The sequence below is a fragment of the Paracoccus endophyticus genome (assembly GCF_003286075.1).
Classification (GTDB): domain Bacteria; phylum Pseudomonadota; class Alphaproteobacteria; order Rhodobacterales; family Rhodobacteraceae; genus Paracoccus; species Paracoccus endophyticus.
The window spans coordinates 122,235-144,449 of the sequence record NZ_QLUV01000006.1 but is presented as its reverse complement, the minus strand read 5'-3'; the positions used below and the strand labels follow the sequence as shown (position 1 = coordinate 144,449).

Here is a 22,215-nt window from a genome sequence, read left to right as displayed (position 1 = left end):
GAATGCCAGAACTGCCAGAGGTGGAAACCGTGCGCCGCGGCCTTGAACCGCACCTTGCGGGACAGTCGATCGCCCGTGTCGACCAGCGCCGCCCCGACCTGCGATGGCCGATGCCGCCCGACCTGGTGCAGGTGCTGACCGGCGCGCGGGTCACGGCGCTGCGGCGCCGGTCGAAATACCTGCTGGCCGACCTTGACCGGGGCGGCAGCCTGCTGGTGCACCTGGGCATGTCGGGGCGCATCCGCATCCGCACGGCGGACCAGACCGCCACGCCCGGCGCGTTCCACCACGACGCGGCCATCCTGCCGCAGCACGATCATCTGGTGCTGACCACCGGGGCGGGCACGACCATCACGCTGAACGACGCCCGCCGGTTTGGCGCGGTCGATCTGGTGCGCGACGGGGTGGTCCACCCCCTGCTGGCCGCCCTGGGGCCCGAACCCTTCGCCCCCGAGTTCAGCGGCGACGGGCTGGCGGCCGCGCTGGCGGGCCGGCGCGCGCCGATCAAGTCTATGCTGCTGGACCAGCGGCTGGTCGCGGGCCTGGGCAACATCTACGTCTGCGAGGCGCTGTTTCGCGCGGGCATCCATCCGGCGCGGGCGGCGGGCCGGATCGGGCGGGGGCGGCTGGCCGCGCTGGCCGGCCACGTCCGCGAGGTGCTGGCCGAAGCGATCGAGGCGGGCGGCTCGTCGCTGCGCGATCACCGCCAGCCTTCGGGCGAGCTGGGGTATTTCCAGCACGCGTTCCGCGTCTACGACCGCGAGGGCCAACCCTGCCAGCGCCAGGGCTGCACCGGCACCATCCGGCGCATCGTCCAGTCCGGCCGGTCCAGCTGGTACTGCCCCGCCTGCCAGCACTGACCGGCCAGCAGTGGGCACCCTCCGGCCGACAAGGCACTCGCCGCTGGAACCGCACACGCAGCTTTGATAACCAGCCCCGGACCCTGTGGGAGAATGCTGCAATGGCCTATCAGACCCTGATCGTCGAGATCGCCGACAATGTCGCGCTGATCCGCCTGAACCGACCCGAGGCGCTGAACGCGCTGAACGCCCAGCTGCTGTCTGAACTCGCCGCCGCGCTGAAGGCCGCGGACGCGGACGAATCCGTGCGGTGCGTGGTGCTGACCGGCAGCGAAAAGGCGTTCGCCGCGGGCGCGGACATCAAGGAAATGGCCGACAAGTCCTATGTCGAGGCGCTGACCGGCGATCTGTTCGGGTCCGACGTGGACGCGATCAACGCGACGCGCAAGCCGATCGTGGCGGCGGTGTCGGGCTATGCCCTGGGCGGCGGGTGCGAACTGGCGATGATGTGCGATTTCATCATCTGCGCCGAGAACGCCAAGTTCGGGCAGCCCGAGATCAACCTGGGCGTCATGGCCGGGATCGGCGGCACGCAGCGCCTGACACGGCTGGTCGGCAAGTCCAAGTCGATGGACATGCACCTGACGGGCCGGTTCATGGACGCCGCCGAGGCCGAGCGGTCCGGGCTGGTCAGCCGGGTCGTTCCCGTGGACAAGCTGATGGACGAGGCGATGGCCGTGGCCCGCAAGATCGCCGCGAAATCGGCCATCGCCGTCGGCGTGGCCAAAGAGGCGGTGAACCGCGCGCTGGAAACCTCGCTGCGCGAAGGGCTGCTGTTCGAGCGCCGCGCGTTCCAGGCGCTGTTCGCCACAGAGGACCAGAAGGAAGGCATGGCCGCCTTTGTCGAGAAGCGCGAGGCGCAGTTCCGGGACCGCTGAGGTCCCGGCCCGCGCGCCAGGCAGGCGTGCGCTGGTGCCGGCGCGGGGGATGGGCCGGTCAGATGTTGCAGATCTGTTGCAACTGGACCCATTCCCCGTCGCTCAGGATCGGCTTCCTGGGCGGCGTGGTGCGGAACGGGTCAGCCTCGATCAGCGGCAGCACCGATTCGCCCGTGGGGTCCAGCGAGCGGGCATAGGGCTCGCTGGGCACGCCCGCCTGTTCCATCCGGGCCAGCAGCGCCTCGTCGGCCGGGCGCGCAACGGGGCCTGCCAGCAGCGCCTGCCCATAGCCCGCAAGCGCGCCCTCGGGCATCTCGCCGGTGGTCAGCATCTCGATGGCCGCGCGCGTCCCGGCGCGGTGGATCGCGGCCAGCAGCGGGTCGTGGGCGCGGGCCACCTCGTCGGCGGCAAGGACATGGCCCGCGGCGATGTCGGGGTCGGCCTTGCCGGCGATCAGGTCATCGCCGATCACCACGATCCCGCCGGGCAGCGCGCGCGCGCCCCGCAGCGTCGCGGGCAGGACCACGATGCGCCCCTGCGCCCCCAGCAGGCGGTCGGCCAGCCGCACCAGCACCGTCGATCCGGCCGCACGCGAGCATTCCGGCCCCGTCGCCACCCGCAGGTCGGCCAGGATCTGGTTGCCGATCGCCGTGCGCTGCGCCGGGGGCGAAATCCACGCCGCGTGCCGCTGGATCGCGCCCGGCAGCCAGACCGCCGCAGCCCCCAGCAGGACGACGGCCAGCGCCAGCCTCATGCCGTGGCGCACCCGCCCCGGACGGGGACGGCCGGCCGCGATGGCGGTGTGGATGCGCTCGATGGCATCGACCATCAGCGTGTCGTCGATCTCCAGGACCTCGTCGCGCTCGGTTCCGCCGGGGGCAAAGATGGCGGGGCGCTGGCCGGGGTTCAGCCGGGTCACCGCGGGCAGGGACCAGTGCGACAGCGGCTCCTCCGAGCGGGGATCGCGCAGGATCAGCGTGGCATCCCCGAAGGCCACGACCACGTCGCGCACCCGGTCTTCGGGCGAGGGACGCCAGACCCCCGATGATTCGAGCCGCTGATACTGCGCAAGCGCGGTCACCTGTGCGAAAGCCCCTTGCCCCTGTGCTTGCCGCCACCTTGGGGCCTGCCGCGCGGTGCGTCCAGATGGTCCTTCGACCGTGCGGGGTCCGGGAAGGGGGCGACCGGCGGGACGCTCACTCCTCGGCCGGGGTCATGCCGCGCTCGCGCGCCAGCTTGCGCATCCGGTCCTGAAGCTTCTCGAACGCGCGCACCTCGATCTGGCGGATGCGCTCGCGCGAGACGCCATAGCGCACGGACAGATCCTCCAGCGTCACGGGTTCGTCGCGCAGCCGGCGCTCGACCAGGATGTCGCGCTCGCGTTCGTTCAGCACGTCGATCGCGGCGGCCAGCATCTGGCGGCGGGCGTCCAGCTCGTCGGCCTCGGCGAAGGCTTCGGCCTGGTTGGCGTTCTCGTCCTCCAGCCAGTCCTGCCATTGGGCGGTCGACTCGCCCTCGGCGCCCCCGACGGTGGCGTTCAGCGAGGCGTCGCCCCCCGACAGGCGGCGGTTCATCTCGACCACCTCGCGCTCGGTCACGCTGAGATCCTTGGCGATCTGGGCCACGTTCTCGGGCCTAAGGTCGCCTTCCTCCAGCGCGCCCAGCTTGGACTTGGCCTTGCGCAGGTTGAAGAACAGCTTTTTCTGCGCGCTGGTGGTGCCCATCTTCACCAGGCTCCAGGACCTCAGGATGTATTCCTGGATCGAGGCGCGGATCCACCACATCGCATAGGTCGCAAGGCGAAAGCCCCGCTCGGGGTCAAACCGCTTGACCGCCTGCATCAGCCCGACGTTGGCCTCGGAAATCACCTCGGCTTGGGGCAGGCCATAGCCGCGATAGCCCATGGCGATCTTGGCGGCCAGGCGCAGGTGGCTGGTCACAAGCTTGTGCGCCGCCTCGCTGTCCTGGTGATCCACCCAGGCCTTGGCCAGCATGTATTCCTCCTCCGGCTCCAGCAGGGGGAACTTGCGGATTTCCTGCAGATAGCGGTTCATCCCTTGTTCGGGGCTGGGCGCAGGAAGGTTGGTATAGCTGGCCATTGCGAATCCTGACTGGCGCCCGGAATTGGGCGGCCGGTGTCCTATCGAACGCCCCTAGGGGGCGGGGGTTCCCCGCAGCCGGTCCAGCAGCCCGGCCATGTCGGGGGGCAGAGGGCTGTCGAAGGACAGCCAGCGCCCGTCGGGATGGGCGAACCCCAGATGCGCCGCGTGCAGCGCCTGTCGTGGAAAGGACGCAACGGCAGCCGCCGCATCCGCCCCCAGCGCCCGTGCCGAGGGCTTGCGGCCGCCACCATAGGTGGGGTCGCCCACAAGCGCCAGTCCGCAATGGGCCAGATGGACGCGGATCTGGTGGGTCCGGCCGGTTTCCAGCCGGCATTCGGCCAGCATCGCGGCCGGGGGCGCACCGAACGCCTCGATCATGCGGGCGCGGGTGACGGCGGCCCGCCCCCCGTCAAAGCGCACCGCCTGCCGCTGCCGGTCGGTGGGGTGGCGGTCCAGCCCGGTGGCGATCCGCAGCACGCCGCCGGGTTCCATCGTCACGCCCCGCAGGCCGCGCAGGCGTGGATCGCCCGCGTCGATGGTGCCATGCGCCACCGCCAGATAGCGCCGCGCGGCGGAATGGTCGGCGAACTGCGCGGCCAGCGTCTGATGCGCCAGATCGGTCTTGGCCACCACCAGCAGCCCCGAGGTGTCCTTGTCGATCCGGTGCACGATCCCCGGACGGGCCGCGCCCCCGATGCCCGACAGGCTGCCCGCGCAATGCGCCAGCAGCGCGTTGACCAGCGTGCCGTCTGGACTGCCGGGGGCAGGGTGGACGACCAGCCCCGCAGGCTTGTCGATGACGATCAGGGCCTCGTCCTCGAACGCGATGGACAGGTCCATCGGCTGGGGCTGGGCGTCGATGGGCGCAGGCTCGCCCAGGGTCACGCGGTAATCGCCCGGGCGGGCGCGCGCCTTGCCGTCGGTCACGGGACCCAGCGGGCCCGCGACGGCCCCCTGGGCGATCAGCCGCGTCAGGCGTGAGCGCGACAGCGCCGCGCCCGCTGGCGCGACGGCGGCCAGCGCCTTATCAAGCCGGTCGTGGTCGGTCCCGTCGGCGGAACCCTCCGGTATGGTCAGGATGAGGTCGGGCATGGCGCCGGATGATAACGACACTGCCGCGGCGGCGAAAGTGCCGGAACTGGCCCTGTTGCGCCGCGTCGTGGTCGGGCTGGCGCTGGCCATGGGGCTGGGCATCGCGGCGATCGCGGCGATCCTGTGGCTGCGCCTGTCCCAGCCGCCGCTGCCGGTGCTGCCGGCGGCCATCACCCTGCCCGCGGGGGCGCGGGCCGCGGCCGTGACCTTCGCCCGCGACTGGACCGTGGTGGTGACCGACGCGGGCGCGATCCTGCTTTATGACCGCGCCGGCACCCTGCGCCAAAGCGTCGTGCCGGACGCGTGATCCCGCGCCCTTGCGCGGAACGCGCTGTCAGCCCTTGTCGGGGGGGCTCATGTCCGTGGGCGGGGCATCGGCCTGGCTGACGTGCGGCGCCTCTGCGGGGGGATCGCCGGCCACTTCGGGGGCGGTCATGTCGCCGGCGGGTGCGTCGGTCTCGCTCACATGCGGCGCCTCGGGCGGCTGGCCTTCGGTCGTCGCCACCCCGGCCGAGGGCTCGGCGGTGCCGCGCATCGCCCCGATCAGCGCGCGCAGTTCGGCGTTTTCGGTCCGTGCCTTGATCGCCATCTCGCGCACCGCCTCGAACTCTTCGCGGGTGACGAAGTCGCGTTCGGCCAGCCAGCGGTCGATCCATCCCTTGAAGGCGGTCTCGGCCTCGTCCTTGGCGCCCTGTGCCACGCCCATGGCGTTGGTCATCAGGCGGGACATGTCGTCGAAAAAGCGGTTGGGTCCGGTGCTGGTCATGGGCGGTCCTTTCGCGTCCGTTGCCGCCAATATGGCGCGGGCGGCGGGGTGCTTCAATGTCTCGCGGTTGACACCCCGGCGCCGCGCCGCCAAGCCTGCGCCCGACCCGCGAGGAACCGATGATCCCTTTCCCCGACATTTCCCCCGACATCTTCACCATCACGCTGTTCGGGCGCGACTTTGCGCTGCGCTGGTACGCGATGGCCTATCTGGTCGGGCTGATCGGCGGCTGGCGGATCATCGTCGCGCTGATGCGCCGCCCCGGCCTGTGGGGCGGGACCGCACCCATGGCGCCCGAGCGGGTCGAGGAGCTGCTGACCTGGATCGTCGCCGGGGTGGTGCTGGGGGGGCGCCTCGGGTTCGTGCTGTTCTATGAACCGGCCTATTACCTGGCCAACCCCGGGCAGATCCCGATCCTGTGGCAGGGGGGCATGTCCTTTCACGGCGGGTTCCTGGGGGTCGTGGTCGCCGCTTGGCTGTTCGCGCGGCGCAACGGCATCGCGCCCCTGCGGCTGGCCGATGCACTGGCCGTGGCGACGCCGCTGGGGCTGTTTCTCGGCCGCATCGCCAACTTCATCAACGCCGAGCTGTGGGGCCGCCCGACGACCCTGCCCTGGGGCGTGGTCTTTCCGGGCGAGGCGGCGCAGACCTGTCCCGGCGTCGTCGGCCCCTGCGCCCGCCATCCCAGCCAGCTGTACGAGGCGGGGATGGAGGGCATCCTGCTGGGCCTTGCGCTGCTGTGGCTGGTGCGCCGCGGGGGCTTGCGCCGTCCGGGGATGGCGATGGGGCTGTTTCTGGCCGGCTACGGGCTTGCCCGCTTTGTCGTCGAGTTCTTCCGCCAGGCCGACGCGCAGTTCGTGGCGGCGGGCAACCCCTGGGGCCATGTCGTCGGCGGGCCTGTCTGGGGGCTGACGATGGGACAACTGCTGTCGCTGCCGATGATCCTGGTCGGGCTGGCCTTCGTGCTGCGCGCCCGCCGGCGCGTGGCCGCCCTGCCGTGACGCCGCTGGGCCGCCTGATCGCCGGCCGGATCGCGGCCGAGGGGCCGATGCGCCTGGACGACTACATGCGATTGTGCCTGCTGCACCCGGCGCACGGCTACTATTCGACCCGCGACCCGTTCGGGCGGGACGGCGATTTCACCACCGCACCGGAAATCAGCCAGATGTTCGGCGAGATGGTGGGGCTGGCGCTCGCCCAGGCGTGGCTGGACCAGGGTGCGCCCGCGCCGTTCACCCTGGCCGAGCTGGGACCGGGGCGGGGCACGCTGATGGCCGACATCCTGCGCGCGACGCGCGGCGTTCCGGGCTTTGCCGAGGCCGCCCAGGTCGTGCTGGTCGAGGCGTCGGCCCATCTGCGGCAGGTCCAGCGCGACCGGCTGGGCGCGGTCGTTCATCTCGACAGCGTCTCGGACCTGCCGGACAATCCCTTGTTCCTGATTGCAAACGAGTTCTTTGACGCGCTGCCGATCCGGCAGTTCCAGCGCGTTCCCGGCGGCTGGGCCGAGCGCATGGTCGTCGTCGCCGGGGACCGTCTGGCGCTTGCGCTGGGCCCGCCCGTCGCGCTGGACCGCGTGGCGCGCGATGGCGAGGTCGTCGAGATCTGCCCCGAGGCGCCCCCGATCGTCACGGCCCTTGCCGGACGTATCGCGCGGCACGGGGGGGCGGCCATCCTGATCGACTATGGCACCTGGGACGGCCGCGGCGACAGCTTTCAGGCGTTGCGCGCTCACGCCCCTGTCGATCCGCTGGCCCATCCGGGACAGGCCGACCTGACCGCGCATGTCGATTTTGCCCCGCTGGCCGCGGCGGCGCTGGCTGCGGGGGCGGCCGTCTCGGCCCCGGTGGCGCAGGGCGACTGGCTGCTGGGCCTGGGCATGGCGCATCGGGCCGCCCGGCTGGCCGCCGCCGGCGATGCCGGCGCGGCCGAGGCGCTTGAGCGCTTGACCCATCCGGCCCGGATGGGACAGTTGTTCAAGGCGATGGCTGTCTGGCCTCGTCCCGCGCCGCCGCCGCCCGGCTTTTCGGCACTGGCGTTGCCTGTCCCGGCCCAGTGCCGCCCGCCCGATGCCTGATCCTGCCGCCACGATCCGCGGCATCCCTGCCTGCACCGCCGCGCCCAGAACATGAGTTTCCGACCATGCAGACAACCCTGCAAGTCCTGACGCACCCGCTGCTGGCGCCGCTGCGCCACGGGTTCTTCACCCGCAAGGGCGGGGCCTCGTCGGGGCTGTTCGCGGGGCTGAACTGCGGGCGCGGATCGTCGGACCAGGCCGGGATCGTCGCGGTGAACCGCGCCCGCGTCGCCGAGGCCATGGGCGTCGCGCCCGACCGCCTGGCGACGGTCCACCAGACCCATTCCGCACGCGCGCTGACCCTGCATCCCGGCGATGACCCGGCCGCGATCTGCCGGACCGAGGCGGACGCCATCGTCACCGCCGTGCACGGCGTCGCCATCGCGGTGCTGGCCGCCGATTGCCAGCCCGTGCTGCTGGCCGACCCGCAGGCGGGGGTGATCGGCGCGGCCCATGCCGGCTGGAAGGGGACGCTGGACGGCATCCTGGACGCCACCGTGGCGGCGATGCGCGACCTTGGCGCGGACAACATCCGCGCCGTGATCGGCCCCTGCATCAGCCAGCGCGCCTACGAGGTCGGCGACGACTTCATGGACCGCTTTCTGGCCGAGGACCCGGACGCCGGGCGTTTTTTCGCCGGCGGGCCGAACGGGCGGCCCATGTTCGACCTGCCGGGCTTTGGCCTGCACCGACTGCGCGAACTGGGGGTCGAGGCCGAGTGGTCGGGCCACTGCACCTATTCGGACCCCGACCGCTTCTTTTCCTATCGCCGATCCACCCACCAGGGGCAGGCCGACTATGGCCGGCTGATCTCGGCCATCACGCTCTAGGCACCTGGGACGGCCGGGCGGCCCGGATCCTCATGGCAGGAAGACCACGGCTCCGGCCGTCAGCCGCGCGCCTCGATCACGTCGAAGGGCACGCCCGGCTCGTCCTTGGCGCAGCGGATCACCAAGCTGGTCTTGACGCTGGCCACGTTGTCGGCGGCGGTCAGCTGGTCGGTCAGAAAGCGCTGAAAGGTGGACAGGTCGGGGGCCACGCATTTCAGGATGAAGTCGATCTCGCCATTCAGCATGTGGCATTCGCGCACCAGCGCCCAGCCGCGGGCGCGGTTCTCGAACGCGGTCAGGTCGCGCTCGGACTGGCTGTGCAGGCGGACCATGGCAAAGACCTGCACCTCGAACCCCAGTTCGCGCGGGTCGATGTCGGCGTGATAGCCGCGGATATAGCCCGCCTCCTCCAGCGTGCGGACGCGGCGCAGGCAGGGCGGGGCCGAGATGCCGACCCGGCGCGCCAGTTCGACGTTGGTCATGCGCCCGTCGGATTGCAGTTCGGCCAGGATGCGGCGGTCAATATCGTCGAGTCTGTTCCCCGCCATGCTGTCCTCTGCCGTCGTTCCGACGGTTCCTTACCGAGGCGGCAGGGCAGGCGCAATATTCTTTCGCCACACCCGGGTCAGCGCCTCCCCTCGGCCGGGGTCTGGTCCCGGCCCGCCCGCAGCAGCGCCCATCCCCCCAGCAGCATGGCCGCGCCCCAGACCAGAAAGCCCAGGTCCCACCAGATCCACTGGGCGGGGGGCACCGTCTCGTTGACGTGGTGGATGCCCAGCAGCTGGTGGCTGATCGTGCCCTCGACCAGGTTGAACAGGCCAAAGCCCATCAGCATCGAGCCGGCCAGCAGCTTGCCCGACCAGCGCAGGTGCCGCCGGCGCGCCTGCCGCCACAGGACCACGAGGCCCAGCCCGACAAAGACATAGGTCGTCGCATGAAACAGCCCGTCGGCAAGCGTGTTCACCTTGAGGTTGGGCACGCTGTCGGGCGGAAAGCCCGCGCTGGTCAGCATGTGGTGCCATTGCAGGATCTGGTGCAGCACGATCCCGTCGAAGAACCCGCCCAGCCCCAGGCCGAACAGGATCCCCGCCGACACGGGGAAATGCGGCGGGTCCGAGGTCGTGTCGGAAAGCGCAGACGCCATGACGTGTCCCTTCAGCTGTGCAGGTCGTCCCCCATTTTTCCGCCGCCCTCAGCGCAAGGCAAGCCTCATCGCGCGCGGGGGCTGCCAGGCCGGCTGCCGTGGCGGGCGATCCCCGGCCATTGCGACGGGCTGTCCGGTGGCATACCTGATGCGCCGACCGATCTGAAAGGCCTGCCATGTCCGCCCCGACCGCCCCCCCCTTTGCCCCGGACGCAACCACGCCCGTGCCCGAGCATCTGCGCCTGCTCATCATCGGCTCCGGCCCTGCGGGATACACGGCGGCGATCTATGCCGCGCGCGCGATGCTGAAGCCGCGGCTGATCCAGGGGATGCAGCCCGGCGGCCAGCTGACCATCACGACCGAGGTCGAGAACTGGCCGGGCGACACCGAAGTGCAAGGCCCCGACCTGATGGTGCGGATGGAGGCGCACGCCCGCGCCATGGGGGCCGAGGTCGTGACCGACACCGTGACGCGCCTTGACCTGTCGCGGCGTCCCTTCCTTGTGGAATGCGACAGCGGCGCGCGCCTGACGGCGGACGCGGTGATTCTGGCGACCGGGGCGCAGGCGCGCTGGCTGGGCCTGCCCAGCGAGGCGCGGTTCCAGGGCTTTGGCGTCAGCGCCTGCGCCACCTGCGACGGCTTCTTCTATCGCGGAAAAGAGGTTCTGGTCATCGGCGGCGGCAACACCGCGGTCGAGGAGGCGCTGTTCCTGACCAATTTCGCCAGCAAGGTCACGCTGGTCCATCGCCGGGACAGCCTGCGCGCCGAACGCATCCTGCAGGACCGGCTGTTCCGCCATCCCAAGGTCGAGGTGCTGTGGAACCACGAGGTCGTCGAGATCACCGGCGACGACAACCCGCTGGGCGTCACCGGCGCGGTGCTGCGGTCCACCACGGACGGCAGCGTCCGGCCGATCCCGGCCGACGGCGTGTTCATCGCCATCGGCCATACGCCCGCATCCGAGCTGGTCAAGGGTCAGGTCGCGTTGCGCGACGGCGGCTATGTCCAGGTCGAGCCGGGCAGCACCCGCACCTCGGTCCCCGGCGTCTTCGCGGCGGGCGACCTGACCGACGACACCTATCGCCAGGCGATCACCAGCGCGGGCATGGGCTGCATGGCGGCGCTGGACGCCGAACACTGGCTGGCGGCGCAGGGACTGGCCGAGCGTTGACCTCGCTGCAACGCAGCAGTCTTTTCCCGCCCGCTATGGTTGCAGGGGACCGGCAGGGCCGATAAGGGGCCGGCAGCCGTGCCCGGCCTGCGCCTTGGCACCTGGCGTGATGTCATGAACAGTCAGTGGGCAGATGATGCAGCAGCCGAACCTTGCGCCGATCCCGGAACTTTATGTCAACGCCGATTCGGCGCAGAAGCTGAAGGTCGAGGCGGGCAACATGCCGTCCTGGGATCTGACGGCGCGTCAGATCTGCGATCTGGAACTGCTGATGAACGGCGGCTTCCATCCGTTGAAGGGCTTTCTGACCGAGGCCGACTACGACAGCGTGGTCGAGGACCTGCACCTGGCCTCGGGCGCGCTGTGGCCGATGCCGATCACCCTGGACGTGACCCAGGCGTTCGCCGACGGGGTTGAGCCGGGCACCGACATCGCGCTGCGCGACCAGGAAGGCGTGATCCTGGCCATCATGTCGGTCACGGACCGCTGGACGCCGAACAAGCAGCGCGAGGCCGAAAAGGTCTTCGGCGCCGACGATCTGGCCCATCCGGCCGTGAACTATCTGCACAATGTCGCGGGTCCGGTCTATCTGGGCGGGCCGATCACCGGCCTCCAGCCGCCGACGCATTACGATTTCCGCGGCCGCCGCGACACGCCCAACGAGCTGCGCGCCTATTTCCGCAAGCTGGGCTGGCGCCGCATCGTGGCGTTCCAGACCCGCAACCCGCTGCACCGCGCCCACCAGGAGCTGACCTTCCGTGCCGCGCGCGAGGCGCAGGCCAACCTGCTGATCCATCCGGTTGTCGGCATGACCAAGCCCGGCGACGTGGACCATTTCACCCGCGTCCGCTGCTACGAGGCGGTGCTGGACAAGTATCCGCAGGCGACAACCCATCTGTCGCTGCTGAACCTGGCGATGCGCATGGCCGGCCCGCGCGAGGCGGTGTGGCACGGCATCATCCGCCGCAACCACGGTCTGACCCACATGATCGTCGGCCGGGATCATGCCGGGCCGGGCAAGAACAGCCAGGGCCAGGACTTCTACGATCCCTATGCCGCGCAGGAGCTGTTCCGCCAGCACCAGGACGAGATCGGCATCGAGATGGTCGATTTCAAGCAGATGGTCTTCGTGCAGGAACGCGCCCAGTACGAGCCGCGCGACGAGGTCGAGCCGGGCGCGACCATCCTGGACATCTCGGGCACCGAACTGCGCCGCCGCCTGCGCGAAGGGCTTGAGATCCCGGAATGGTTCAGCTTCCCCGAGGTGGTGACGCAGCTGCGCCGCACCTCGCCCCCGCGCCACAAGCAGGGCTTCACCGTGTTCTTCACCGGCCTGTCGGGGTCGGGCAAGTCCACGATCGCCAACGCGCTGATGGTCAAGCTGATGGAGATGGGCGGCCGCCCCGTGACGCTGCTGGACGGGGACGTGGTGCGCAAGCACCTGTCGTCGGAACTGGGCTTTTCCAAGGAACACCGCGACATCAACATCAAGCGCATCGGCTATGTCGCGTCCGAGATCACCAAGAACGGCGGCATCGCGATCTGCGCGCCGATCGCGCCCTATACCGCCACCCGCCGGGCCGTGCGCGAGATGATCGAGCAGTTCGGCGCCTTCGTCGAGGTGCATGTCGCGACCACGCTCGAGGAATGCGAGCGGCGTGACCGCAAGGGCCTGTACAAGCTGGCGCGCGAGGGCAAGATCAAGGAGTTCACCGGCATCTCGGACCCCTACGAGGAGCCGCAGACGCCCGAGCTGCGCGTCCAGACCGAGGGCGTGGACGTCGATTACGCCGCCCAGCAGGTGCTGCTGAAGCTGGAACAGATGGGCCTGATCGGGCTGTCGTAAGCGGCCGCCGATTGACTTTCCCCGCGCCCCCCGGTCACACCGGGGGGCGTTTTCATCTGCGGAGCCCTGCGGCCCATGTCCGATCCGGTGCTGATCCTATGCATGAAATGGGGCACGCTTTATGGCGCAGCGGATGTGAACAACCTGGCGCGCGGCGTGCGCCGGCATCTGGCGCGGCCGCATCGGTTCATCTGCCTGACGGACGACGCGGCCGGGCTGGACGCGGGCATCGAGGCGCTGCCGCTGCCTGACCTGCGCCTGCCCCCCGGATCAGGCGACACCCGCTGGCGCAAGCTGGCGCTGTTTGGGCGCGACCTGCACGGGCTGGCGGGGACGGCGCTGTTTCTGGACCTGGACCTGGTCGTCATCGGCAACCTGGCCCCGTTTTTCGATCACCCGGGCGCGGTGTGCGTCATCCGCGACGACGACCTGTTCCGCGCCAAGCCGTTGCGGCGGATCAACCCCGGACGCGACCGATTCCTGCACATGGTCGGCAACACTTCGGTCTTTCGCTGGCGCATCGGCGCGCACCCCGAGGTGGTCGAGACCTACCAGGCCGACCCGGCCGCCGCGCAGGCCGCCTATGAGCATGAGCAGCAGATGGTCAGCGATATCCTGAACCGGCAGGGCAAGCTAACCTATTGGCCGCGCGGCTGGTGCGTCAGCTTCAAGAACGACTGCGTGGGGCGGGGGCTGGCAAGCTGGCTGCGCGACCCGGCCCCGCCCCCCGGGGCGCGCATCGTGCTGTTCGCGGGAACGCCCAAGATGGCCGAGGTGCTGGCCGGGCGGGGCGGGCGCTGGTATCGCCGCATCGGGGACGTGGGCTGGCTGCGCCGCGCGTGGCAAGGCCCCGACGCCGGCACCGGGTCCGCGCCATGACGCTGCACGTGGTCACGGGGGCGGACGACAATTACGCCCCCGGTGTGCTGGTGCTGATCGCCTCGGCGGCCTGGCACAATCCGGCCGCCCGCTTTACCGTGCTGGACATGGGCATCTCGGCCGGGAACCGCGCGCGCATCGACGCGCTGGGTCCGTTGCTGGGGGTGCAGGTCTCGCGCATCGAGATCGGCGCAGACCGCTTTGCCGCCGTGCCTGTCACCCGCGCTCATCTGACCCGCAGCACCTTTCTGCGGCTGCTCATCCCCGACCTGATGCCGCACGAGGGGCGGGTGGTCTACATGGATTGCGACATGGCGGTAATGGGGGACCTGGGGCTGCTGGCCGATGTGCCCCTGGGCGACAACCTGATCGCCGCGGTCCCGGACCCCAGCCCCGACGACCGCGAGCTTGCCTCGACCGGGCTGGCGCGGGGGGACTACGTCAATGCGGGGCTGCTGGTGATGAACCTGCCCCTGTGGCGGCGCGAGGGAACGGCCGCGGCCTGCCTGTCGCTGCTGTCCGATCCGTGCCGGCCCCTGCTGTCCGAGGACCAGTCCGCCGTCAACATCGCCTGCCGCGGCCGGGTGCTGGCGCTGCCGCCCTCGTTCAACGTCTACACCGACCCGGCCGCCTGGACGCCGGCGCGCCTGCCGGACGACATCCGGGTGGCCCATTACGTGGTGAACCACAAACCCTGGCGCGCCAATGTCGCCATGGGCGACATCTGGCATTTCCACGCCGACCGGATCGCGGCGCTGATGCCGCCGCCGCAGCCCCGGACCTGGCGGCTGCGCCTGTCCGTCCTGAACCGCAACCGGCGCATGGCCATGGGTTTGATGACGGGGCGGCGCAAGTACCGCGTCCAGCGGGCCGCCCTGGCACTGATGCGCCAGCGTTATGTCCTGCCCTATCTGCAGGCGCAGCAGCGCCGGGCCGCTGCGCCGCGCTCAGTCGGGCTCAGTGGACGCTGACGGGCGTCAACTCGTTCTGCCGCGCCAGCACGAAGGCCAGCTTGCGATCGGCGACCAGCGCCAGCCGCTCGCCATCGACGCCGTGCACGGCGTACAGCCAGTCCAGCCCCTGCGCCTGCTGGCGCACCTCGGCGGGCAGGGCGTCCATTTCGACGCGGCGGATATAGACGACGTTGCCTTCGTCGGTCTGCGGAAAGTCGTGCTTCATGTTCATGGCGATCCCCATTAACTGCGGCTGATCGGAATGGATTTGACGATGCCCTGCGGCGTCAGGCGGCGCAGGTCGATGTGCAGCAGGCCGTTTTCCAACGCGGCCGACTCGACTTCGATCCCCTCGGCCAGCACGAAGCTGCGCTGGAACGCGCGGGCGGCGATGCCGCGGTGCAGAAACACCCGCTGCTCGGCCGCGTCGGACTGGCGGCCGCGGATCATCAACTGGCGATCCTCGATCGTGACCGTCAGGTCCTCCTCGGCAAAGCCGGCGACGGCCAGGCTGATGCGGAACCCGTCGGGGGCGCGGTGTTCGATGTTGTAGGGCGGATAGCCCTCGGTCCCCTTGGCGGCGCGTTCGGCCAGGCGTTCCAGCTGGTCGAACCCCAGCAGATACGGATGTGCGCCCAGCGTCGTCTTGGTCATCGTCAGTGTCCTTGTCCTTCAAGCGACTGCGTGTCCGGTCCCGACTGCGGCAACCGGACGCCACAGATATGTGGTGCGTGGCGGGGCGCTGCAAGGGACGCAAGATTCTGTTCCCTTTCAGGGGCTCGGCCCTGTATGCTGTCCCTGCGCCGCGCTCTGGCGCCACGCCCAGCCCCGCGCGCGCCCCGCGCCCCCGCCCGGACATCTGCCTGACCATGCAAGACCTGCCCCTGACGACGCTGGCCGCCATGTCACCCGAGGACATGGCGCGCACGCGCCTGGCGGGGCTGCGCCGGCAGCACCGCGAAATGGACGAGGCGATCGCGGCCATGGCGGCGCAGGGCACCGTGTGCAGCCTGACGCTGGGCCGGCTGAAGCGAAGCAAGCTGGCGCTGAAGGACCAGATCGCCCGGCTTGAGGATGAGCTGACCCCCGACATCATCGCGTGATTGCGCGCGTCCCGCCGCTGGCTATGATGCCGGCTTTCCGCGAAGGGGGCAGGGCCAGAGAAAATGGGAATGACGGTTCCGGTCGGCATCATCATGGGCAGCCAGTCCGACTGGGCCACGATGCGAGAGGCGGCGCAGATCCTGGACGAACTGGGCGTGGCGCATGAGACGCGCATCGTCAGCGCCCACCGCACCCCGGACCGGCTGTGGACCTATGGGCGCGAGGCCGCGGGCCGCGGCTTGCAGGTCATCATCGCAGGCGCGGGCGGGGCCGCGCATCTGCCCGGCATGATGGCGTCCAAGACCCGCATCCCCGTGATCGGCGTGCCAGTCCAGACGCGGGCGCTGAACGGGGTCGATTCGCTTTATTCGATCGTGCAGATGCCCAAGGGCTTTCCCGTCGCCACCATGGCGATCGGCGCGGCGGGGGCGGCCAATGCCGGGCTGATGGCGGCGGGCATCCTGGCGCTGAACGACCCTGCCCTGGCTCAGCGGCTGGACGACTGGCGCGCGGCGCTGTCCGCCTCCATCCCCGAGGAGCCGTCCGATGATGTCTGATCCCCTGCGCCCCGGCGCCACCATTGGCATCCTGGGCGGCGGCCAGCTTGGCCGGATGCTGTCTGTCGCGGCCAGCCGGCTGGGATACCGCTGCCACATCTATGAACCGGGCGCCGCGCCTGCAGGCGACGTGGCCCATGCCGTGACGACCGCGCCCTACGAGGACGAGGCGGCGATCCGCGCCTTCGCCGCAGGCGTCGATGTCGTGACCTACGAGTTCGAGAATGTCCCGGCCTCGGCGCTGGACCTGATCGAAAGCATCGTCCCCATCCGCCCGAATCGTCGCGCGCTGGCCGTCAGCCAGGACCGGCTGGAGGAAAAGGACTTTCTGTGCGGCTTGGGTCTGACCACCGCCCCCTATGCACGTGTCGATTCGGCGGCCGACCTGGCCGCGGCCGTGCAGGGGCGCGACCGGGCGATCCTGAAGACGCGGCGCTTCGGCTATGACGGAAAGGGACAGGTGCGGATCAACGCGGGCGACGATCTTGACGCGGCATGGGCGCAGGTGAACGCACCTTCGGTGCTGGAGGGCTTCGTCGAGTTCAGCGCCGAGATCAGCGTGATCGTCGCGCGGGGGCAGGATGGGACGGTGGCAGCCTATGACCCCGGCCTGAACGTTCACCGGGGCGGCATCCTGCGCACCACCACCGTCCCCTGCGGCCAGCCCGCGCGGCTGATCCCCGATGCCGTCCTGCTGGCCAGCCGCATCGTCACGGCGCTGGATTACGTCGGCGTCATGGGGGTCGAGCTGTTCGTCACGTCCCAGGGCCTCGTCGTCAACGAGATCGCGCCGCGCGTGCATAATTCCGGCCACTGGACCCAGGCCGGTTGCGCCGTGGACCAGTTCGAGCAGCATATCCGCGCGGTCGCGGGACTGCCCCTGGGCGACGGTCGGCGCCATGCCGATGTGGTCATGGAGAACCTGATCGGCGACGACATGGACCGGCTGCCCCAGTGGCTCGCGCGACCGGACACCCAGATCCATCTTTATGGCAAGGCCGAGGTGAAGCCGGGCCGCAAGATGGGGCATGTGAATATTGTCCGCCGCTGAACCGGGGACAGCCAAGTTCCCTTCCCAGATCGTCGGCAATGCCGGGATGTATTTCGTCTGCTATCAGTTGTCGCGTCGTGGATGGAATGCCATGCCGACAGCCCGAAATGCGCGCGGCGTGGACATTATTGCTTATGACCGTGGCGCGACCTTCATGATCGCGTTGCAGATAAAGGCCCTGTCGCGCCGCGATCCTGTGCCGCTTGGCAGTTCGATCGATGGCCTGATGGGCGACATGTGGATCATCGTGAACCGGGCGCTGACAGACCCTTCATGCTGGATCTTGACCCCAGCCGAGGTTCATGCGCTTGCCCATCATGGCCGCAAGGATGGGAAAAGCAGCTTCTGGTTGCAACCAAAGGCCTATGAGCAGGCAGACTTCAAGGAAGCGTGGCACCGACTGGATGCCATCAGAAAGGCCTGAGTTCAATCGCGCGGCAGCACCTCGCCCAGATAGCGCACCACATTGCCGCCCATGACCTTGGCGATCTGCGCCTCAGTCAGCCCCTCGTCCATCAGCGCCTGCGTCAGCGCGGGCAGGCCGGCGGCGTCGAAGGGCACGCCCACCGAGCCGTCCCAGTCCGACCCCAACGCCACGTTATCCTGGCCCACGAGGCCGATAGTGGCCTTGATGCTGCGCGCAATGCCGCGGGGGGTATCGTCGCAGGTGACGTCCTCCCAGAACCCGATGCCGATGATGCCGCCTTTGTCGGCGATAGACTGCACCAGCGCGTCGGGCAGGTTGCGCGGCGTGTCGCAGGCGGCACGGATGCCGGTGTGGCTCAGCATCGGCCGCGTGCCGGGGATCGCCAGCACGTCACGGACCATCTGCGGCGAGGCGTGGGCCAGGTCGATCACCATGCGCCGCCGCACCAGTTCGGCCACGACCTGGCGCCCGAAATCCGTCAGCCCCGCACCGGACGCGCCATGCAGCGAACCGCCGAGTTCGTTGTCGAAGAAATGCGTCAGGCCGACCAGGCGGAACCCCGCGCTCTCCATGACCTGCAGGTTCGAAAGCTGCCCTTCCAGCGGATGCGCGCCTTCCATTCCCAGGACGCCCCCGATCACGCGCGCGCCTGACGCCCGGTCGGACAGCAACGCGGCCAGATCGTCGCGCGACCGGATCAGCCGCAGCTGGTCGGGGTGGTCCTCGGCCAGCCGCCGCAGGCGCGCGGCCTGATCCAGCGCGCGTTCCTTCAGGCTGAACCAGCTTTGCACCGGGCGAAGCTGGCCAATCACCAGCGGCGTGATGTTGTCGGGGGCCTCGGTGTCGTTGTCCGAATAGGTCTGCCCCCGCGGGCTTTTCGTCACGGTGGTGAAGACCTGCACCGCGACATTGCCCTGATCCAGCCGCGGCAGGTCCACATGGCCCTCGTCCCGGCGCGTGGACAGGTCGCGGTCCCACAGCAGCGGATCGGCGTGCAGGTCGGCGATGACCAGCCCCGCGTGCAAGGTGCGCGCGGTGTCCGACACCGGCCAGGATTCCTCCGCCGTGACCGGATTCAGGCGCCCGGCCACAAAGCCGGGGCCGAAGACCGCCACCACGACGGCCGCAAGGACGGCCAGCGCCACCAGCCACACAAGGATGCGGCGCAGCAGCCTCATGCGCGGGGCCGCCGGCTCATGCCTCCATCGCCTCAAGCTCGTCGATGAAGCCTTCGATCATCGACAGGCCCTTGTCCCAGAAGGCCGGGTCCGCCGCGTTCAGGCCGAAGGGGGCCAGCAGGTCCGAATGATGCTTGGACCCGCCGGCCTTCAGCATCTCGAAGTATTTCGCCTGAAAGCCCTCGGGCTGCGCCTCGTAGGCGGCATAAAGCGCATTCACCAGCCCGTCCCCGAAGGCATAGGCATAGACGTAGAAGGGCGAGTGCACGAAATGCGGCACATAGGTCCAGAACGTCTCGTAGCCCGGCATGAACTCGAAGGCGTCGCCCAGCGATTCATGCTGCACCGACATCCAGATCGCGTTGATGTCGTCGGGGGTCAACTCGCCCTCGGCCCGCGCCGCGTGCAGGCGGCATTCGAAATCGTAGAAGGCGATCTGGCGGACGACCGTGTTGATCATGTCCTCGACCTTGCCCGCCAGCAGGGCCTTGCGCTGGGCGGGGTCGTCCGTCTTCGCCAGCAGCGCGCGAAAGGTCAGCATCTCGCCGAAGACGCTTGCCGTTTCGGCCAGCGTCAGGGGGGTCGAGGACAGCAGTTCCCCCTGGCCCGCCGCCAGCCGCTGATGGACGCCGTGGCCCAGCTCATGCGCCAGCGTCATCACGTCGCGCGGCTTGCCGAGATAGTTCAGCAGGACGTAAGGGTGCGCGGTCGTCACCGTCGGATGGGCAAAGGCGCCCGGTGACTTGCCCGGCTTGACCCCCGCATCGATCCACCCCTTGTCGAAGAAGGGCTGCGCCAGTTCCGCCAGCTTGGGGTCAAAGCCTGCATAAGCCTCCAGCACCGTGGCCCGCGCCTCGTCCCAGCCGACCAGACGGGGGCTGTCCTGCGGCAGGGGCGCGTTGCGGTCCCAGACCTGCAGCCTGTCGAGGCCGAGCCATTTCGCCTTGAGCCGGTAATAGCGGTGCGACAGGCGCGGATAGGCGGCGACCACGGCATCGCGCAGGGCCTGGACGACCTCAGGCTCGACGTCGTTCGACAGGTGCCGCCCGGTCTGCGGCGTCGGCAACTTGCGCCACTTGTCCTCGATGGCCTTTTCCTTGGCCAGCGTGTTGTGGATGCGCGAGAAGAGCTTGACGTTCTCGCCGAAGACCCGCGCCAGCGCCCGCGCCCCCGCCTCGCGCCGTGCGCGGTCGTGGTCGGTCAGCAGGTTCAGCGTCGCCTCCAGCCCCAGCACCTGGCCGTCCACGTCGAAGGTCAGGGCCGCCATCGTCTCGTCGAACAGCCGGTTCCAAGCGGCCGCACCCACGACCGAGGTGTCGTGCAGGAACTTTTCCAGCTCGTCCGACAGCTGATAGGGCCGCATCGCCCGCATCCGGTCGAAGACGGGCTTGTAGCGCGACGGCCCGCAGGGGGCGCTGAACATCTGCTCATAGACGGCATCGGGGATGCGGTTGAATTCCAGGCTGAAGAAGACCAGCGGCGTCGTCATGTCGGTGATCTTGGCCTGCAAATCGCCCATCATCTTGGCGCGGGCCGCATCAGTGGTGTTCTGGTAATAGCGCAGTCCCGCATAGGACATGATCCGCCCGGACAGGATGTCGATCTGCTGGTAACGCTCGATGCACTCCAGCATCTCGGCCGGGGTCAGGCCCGCCAGCCGGCCCTGATAGTCGCGCGCGAACGCGGCGCAGGCGGCGTCCAGCGCGGCCAGGTCGGCGGTCAGTTCCGGCGCGTCGGGGGCGGAATACAGGTCGGACAGATCCCAGTCGGGCAGGGGGCCCAGGTCGGCCGCGGGGCTGGTGGCGGTTTCGGCGTCGCGGGCGATGGCGGTCATGGGCGGTCCTTTCGGTTACGCGTCATCATCTGACCCTTCGGCCCGCCCGGTTCAAGCCTGAGGGTGCGCGACGGCCGCGATCCCGATTGCCCGCGCGGGGGCGGCGACCTAGGGTCTGGCGCAACAGATCACGGGGGACCGCCATGACCGACCGCACGCCAGGATTCGACACCACTGCCATTCACGCCGGGGCCGCGCCGGACCCCGCCACGGGGGCCCGGCAGGTGCCGATCTATCAGACCACCGCCTATCAGTTCCGCGACGCCGACCACGCGGCCGCGCTGTTCAACCTGCAAGAGGTCGGCTACATCTATTCGCGGCTGACCAACCCCACGGTCAGCGCCCTGCAGGCCCGCGTCGCCGCGCTGGAGGGGGGCGCCGGCGCGGTCTGCTGCTCCTCGGGGCACGCGGCGCAGATCATGGCGCTGTTCCCGCTGATGGGGCCGGGGCTGAACATCGTGGCGTCCAGCCGGCTTTACGGGGGCACGGTCACGCAGTTCGCCCAGACCATCCGGCGGTTCGGGTGGTCCTGCAGCTTCGTCGATCTGGACGACACCGATGCGGTCCGCGCCGCCATCGACGACAAGACCCGCGCGATCTTTGTCGAGTCGATCTCGAACCCCGGCGGCTATGTCACCGACATCCCGGCGATCGCGGCGGTGGCCGAGCAGGCCGGCATCCCGCTGATCGTGGACAACACGCTGGCCACCCCCTTCCTGTGCCGGCCCATCGAGCAGGGCGCGACGCTGGTCGTTCACAGCCTGACGAAATACCTGACCGGCAATGGCACCGTCATGGGCGGCGCGGTGATCGACAGCGGAAACTTCGACTGGTCGGCCTCGGACAAGTTCCCGTCGCTGTCCGCGCCCGAGGCCGCCTATCACGGGCTGAAGTTCCACGAGACGTTCGGCGCGGCGGCCTTTACCTTTCATTCCATCGCCATCGGCCTGCGCGACCTGGGCATGACCCTGAACCCGCAGGCCGCGCATTACACGCTGATGGGCATCGAGACGCTGGGCCTGCGGATGCGCCGCCACGTGGAAAACGCCGTGACTGTGGCCCGGTGGCTGGAGGCCGATCCGCGGGTCGAGGCGGTCAGCTATGCGGGCCTTGACTCCTCGCCGTATCACCAGCGTGTGCAGCGGCTCTACCCAAAGGGGGCGGGCGCGCTGTTCACGATCCGGCTGAAGGGCGGCTATGACGCCTGCGTGCGGATGATCGGCGCGCTGAAGCTGGTCAGCCACGTGGCCAACCTGGGGGACGCGCGCACGCTGGCGATCCATTCGGCGTCCACGACGCACCGCCAGTTGACCGAGGCGCAGCAGATCGCCGCCGGCGCGGGGCCGGACATGGTCCGGCTGTCCATCGGGATCGAGGACGCGCAGGACATCATCGCCGACCTGGACCAGGCGCTGGGCGCAATCTGACGCGGCCAGGCGGCGGCGCGGGTCGCGCCGCCGTCCCGCGC

General features: G+C 69.8%; 24 protein-coding genes and 1 pseudogene. 15 read left to right on the top strand and 10 right to left on the bottom strand.

Translation table 11 applies throughout. From position 1 onward, the window contains the following. Positions 1-2: 2 nt before the first annotated feature. On the top strand, positions 3-860 hold the full coding sequence (gene mutM, locus DPQ23_RS09395; RefSeq protein ID WP_112874425.1) for a bifunctional DNA-formamidopyrimidine glycosylase/DNA-(apurinic or apyrimidinic site) lyase: 858 nt from the start codon (positions 3-5) through the stop codon (positions 858-860). Positions 861-961: 101 nt separating this feature from the next. Continuing rightward, a complete protein-coding gene (locus tag DPQ23_RS09390) occupies positions 962-1,738 on the top strand; it encodes an enoyl-CoA hydratase (RefSeq protein WP_112874424.1) in 777 nt (258 codons plus the stop codon). Between the two features lie 58 nt (positions 1,739-1,796). On the opposite strand, the gene DPQ23_RS09385 is transcribed toward DPQ23_RS09390, so the two are convergent. The 3 genes from DPQ23_RS09385 to DPQ23_RS09375 form a co-directional block, all read right to left on the bottom strand. Continuing rightward, complete coding sequence (locus DPQ23_RS09385; RefSeq protein ID WP_112874423.1) at positions 1,797-2,819, bottom strand: hypothetical protein; 1,023 nt, start codon at positions 2,817-2,819, stop codon at positions 1,797-1,799. 115 nt (positions 2,820-2,934) lie between these two features. Then, positions 2,935-3,837 (bottom strand): RNA polymerase sigma factor RpoH, encoded by a 903-nt coding sequence (rpoH, locus tag DPQ23_RS09380; protein WP_112874422.1) that lies wholly within the window; start codon positions 3,835-3,837, stop codon positions 2,935-2,937. Between the two features lie 54 nt (positions 3,838-3,891). Continuing rightward, the gene (locus DPQ23_RS09375; RefSeq protein WP_112874421.1) at positions 3,892-4,932 is read right to left on the bottom strand and encodes an RluA family pseudouridine synthase; all 1,041 of its coding nucleotides are present in this window, start codon (positions 4,930-4,932) and stop codon (positions 3,892-3,894) included. On the opposite strand from DPQ23_RS09375, the gene DPQ23_RS15430 reads away from it, so the two are divergent. Next, complete coding sequence (locus DPQ23_RS15430) at positions 4,931-5,239, top strand: DUF6476 family protein (protein ID WP_162630707.1); 309 nt, start codon at positions 4,931-4,933, stop codon at positions 5,237-5,239. The genes DPQ23_RS09375 and DPQ23_RS15430 overlap by 2 nt on opposite strands. Positions 5,240-5,461: 222 nt before the next feature. Here the strand turns inward: DPQ23_RS15430 and DPQ23_RS09365 are convergent. Then, positions 5,462-5,698, bottom strand: a pseudogene (locus DPQ23_RS09365) (accessory factor UbiK family protein); the annotation flags it as partial. Between the two features lie 119 nt (positions 5,699-5,817). Between DPQ23_RS09365 and lgt the strand changes: the two are divergent. From lgt to pgeF, 3 genes are all read left to right on the top strand, one after another. Further along, positions 5,818-6,699: a prolipoprotein diacylglyceryl transferase gene (gene lgt, locus DPQ23_RS09360; RefSeq protein WP_112874419.1), complete on the top strand. Its 882-nt coding sequence runs from the start codon at positions 5,818-5,820 to the stop codon at positions 6,697-6,699. Then, a complete protein-coding gene (locus DPQ23_RS09355) occupies positions 6,696-7,772 on the top strand; it encodes a class I SAM-dependent methyltransferase (protein WP_112874418.1) in 1,077 nt (358 codons plus the stop codon). The genes lgt and DPQ23_RS09355 overlap by 4 nt, the downstream gene beginning before the upstream one ends. Positions 7,773-7,837: 65 nt before the next feature. Further along, the gene (gene pgeF, locus DPQ23_RS09350) at positions 7,838-8,602 is read left to right on the top strand and encodes a peptidoglycan editing factor PgeF (RefSeq protein ID WP_112874417.1); all 765 of its coding nucleotides are present in this window, start codon (positions 7,838-7,840) and stop codon (positions 8,600-8,602) included. A 59-nt stretch (positions 8,603-8,661) separates the two neighbouring features. On the opposite strand, the gene DPQ23_RS09345 is transcribed toward pgeF, so the two are convergent. Together DPQ23_RS09345 and DPQ23_RS09340 are read right to left on the bottom strand one after the other, a co-directional pair. After that, a complete protein-coding gene (locus DPQ23_RS09345; protein WP_112874416.1) occupies positions 8,662-9,150 on the bottom strand; it encodes an Lrp/AsnC family transcriptional regulator in 489 nt (162 codons plus the stop codon). Between the two features lie 77 nt (positions 9,151-9,227). Further along, entirely contained in the window at positions 9,228-9,746 is a 519-nt protein-coding gene (locus DPQ23_RS09340) for a DUF2243 domain-containing protein (RefSeq protein ID WP_112874415.1), read from the bottom strand. Positions 9,747-9,922: 176 nt separating this feature from the next. Between DPQ23_RS09340 and trxB the strand changes: the two genes are divergently transcribed. The 4 genes from trxB to DPQ23_RS09320 all read left to right on the top strand — a co-directional run bounded on the left by trxB (position 9,923) and on the right by DPQ23_RS09320 (position 14,614). Continuing rightward, a complete protein-coding gene (gene trxB, locus DPQ23_RS09335; protein WP_112874414.1) occupies positions 9,923-10,918 on the top strand; it encodes a thioredoxin-disulfide reductase in 996 nt (331 codons plus the stop codon). A gap of 136 nt (positions 10,919-11,054) precedes the next feature. Next, on the top strand, positions 11,055-12,764 hold the full coding sequence (locus DPQ23_RS09330; RefSeq protein ID WP_112874470.1) for a bifunctional sulfate adenylyltransferase/adenylylsulfate kinase: 1,710 nt from the start codon (positions 11,055-11,057) through the stop codon (positions 12,762-12,764). Positions 12,765-12,839: 75 nt separating this feature from the next. Continuing rightward, entirely contained in the window at positions 12,840-13,643 is an 804-nt protein-coding gene (locus tag DPQ23_RS09325; RefSeq protein ID WP_112874413.1) for a hypothetical protein, read from the top strand. Further along, positions 13,640-14,614: a glycosyltransferase family 8 protein gene (locus DPQ23_RS09320; protein ID WP_112874412.1), complete on the top strand. Its 975-nt coding sequence runs from the start codon at positions 13,640-13,642 to the stop codon at positions 14,612-14,614. Before DPQ23_RS09325 ends, DPQ23_RS09320 begins: the two co-directional genes overlap by 4 nt. Here the strand turns inward: DPQ23_RS09320 and DPQ23_RS09315 are convergent. Together DPQ23_RS09315 and DPQ23_RS09310 are read right to left on the bottom strand one after the other, a co-directional pair. Next, the gene (locus DPQ23_RS09315; RefSeq protein ID WP_112874469.1) at positions 14,601-14,828 is read right to left on the bottom strand and encodes a DUF1150 family protein; all 228 of its coding nucleotides are present in this window, start codon (positions 14,826-14,828) and stop codon (positions 14,601-14,603) included. The genes DPQ23_RS09320 and DPQ23_RS09315 overlap by 14 nt on opposite strands. Before the next feature lie 11 nt (positions 14,829-14,839). Next, on the bottom strand, positions 14,840-15,250 hold the full coding sequence (locus DPQ23_RS09310; protein WP_112874411.1) for an Hsp20 family protein: 411 nt from the start codon (positions 15,248-15,250) through the stop codon (positions 14,840-14,842). 215 nt (positions 15,251-15,465) lie between these two features. Between DPQ23_RS09310 and DPQ23_RS09305 the strand changes: the two genes are divergently transcribed. From DPQ23_RS09305 to DPQ23_RS09290, 4 genes are all read left to right on the top strand, one after another. Next, positions 15,466-15,699 (top strand): YdcH family protein, encoded by a 234-nt coding sequence (locus DPQ23_RS09305; RefSeq protein WP_112874468.1) that lies wholly within the window; start codon positions 15,466-15,468, stop codon positions 15,697-15,699. 69 nt (positions 15,700-15,768) lie between these two features. Further along, positions 15,769-16,257, top strand: a complete 489-nt coding sequence (purE, locus tag DPQ23_RS09300; RefSeq protein ID WP_112874410.1) for a 5-(carboxyamino)imidazole ribonucleotide mutase — start codon at positions 15,769-15,771, stop codon at positions 16,255-16,257. Next, entirely contained in the window at positions 16,250-17,308 is a 1,059-nt protein-coding gene (locus tag DPQ23_RS09295; RefSeq protein WP_112874467.1) for a 5-(carboxyamino)imidazole ribonucleotide synthase, read from the top strand. The genes purE and DPQ23_RS09295 overlap by 8 nt, the downstream gene beginning before the upstream one ends. After that, complete coding sequence (locus tag DPQ23_RS09290; protein ID WP_205961429.1) at positions 17,295-17,732, top strand: hypothetical protein; 438 nt, start codon at positions 17,295-17,297, stop codon at positions 17,730-17,732. Before DPQ23_RS09295 ends, DPQ23_RS09290 begins: the two co-directional genes overlap by 14 nt. 2 nt (positions 17,733-17,734) lie before the next feature. Here DPQ23_RS09290 and DPQ23_RS09285 read toward each other — a convergent pair whose 3' ends face one another. Then, entirely contained in the window at positions 17,735-18,913 is a 1,179-nt protein-coding gene (locus DPQ23_RS09285) for a dipeptidase (RefSeq protein WP_112874408.1), read from the bottom strand. Positions 18,914-18,929: 16 nt separating this feature from the next. Then, positions 18,930-20,747, bottom strand: coding sequence for a M3 family oligoendopeptidase (locus tag DPQ23_RS09280; protein ID WP_112874407.1), 1,818 nt, complete (start codon positions 20,745-20,747; stop codon positions 18,930-18,932). A 143-nt stretch (positions 20,748-20,890) separates the two neighbouring features. Here DPQ23_RS09280 and DPQ23_RS09275 point away from each other — a divergent pair, with 143 nt between their 5' ends. Then, positions 20,891-22,174 (top strand): O-acetylhomoserine aminocarboxypropyltransferase/cysteine synthase family protein, encoded by a 1,284-nt coding sequence (locus DPQ23_RS09275; RefSeq protein WP_112874406.1) that lies wholly within the window; start codon positions 20,891-20,893, stop codon positions 22,172-22,174. Positions 22,175-22,215: the final 41 nt, after the last annotated feature.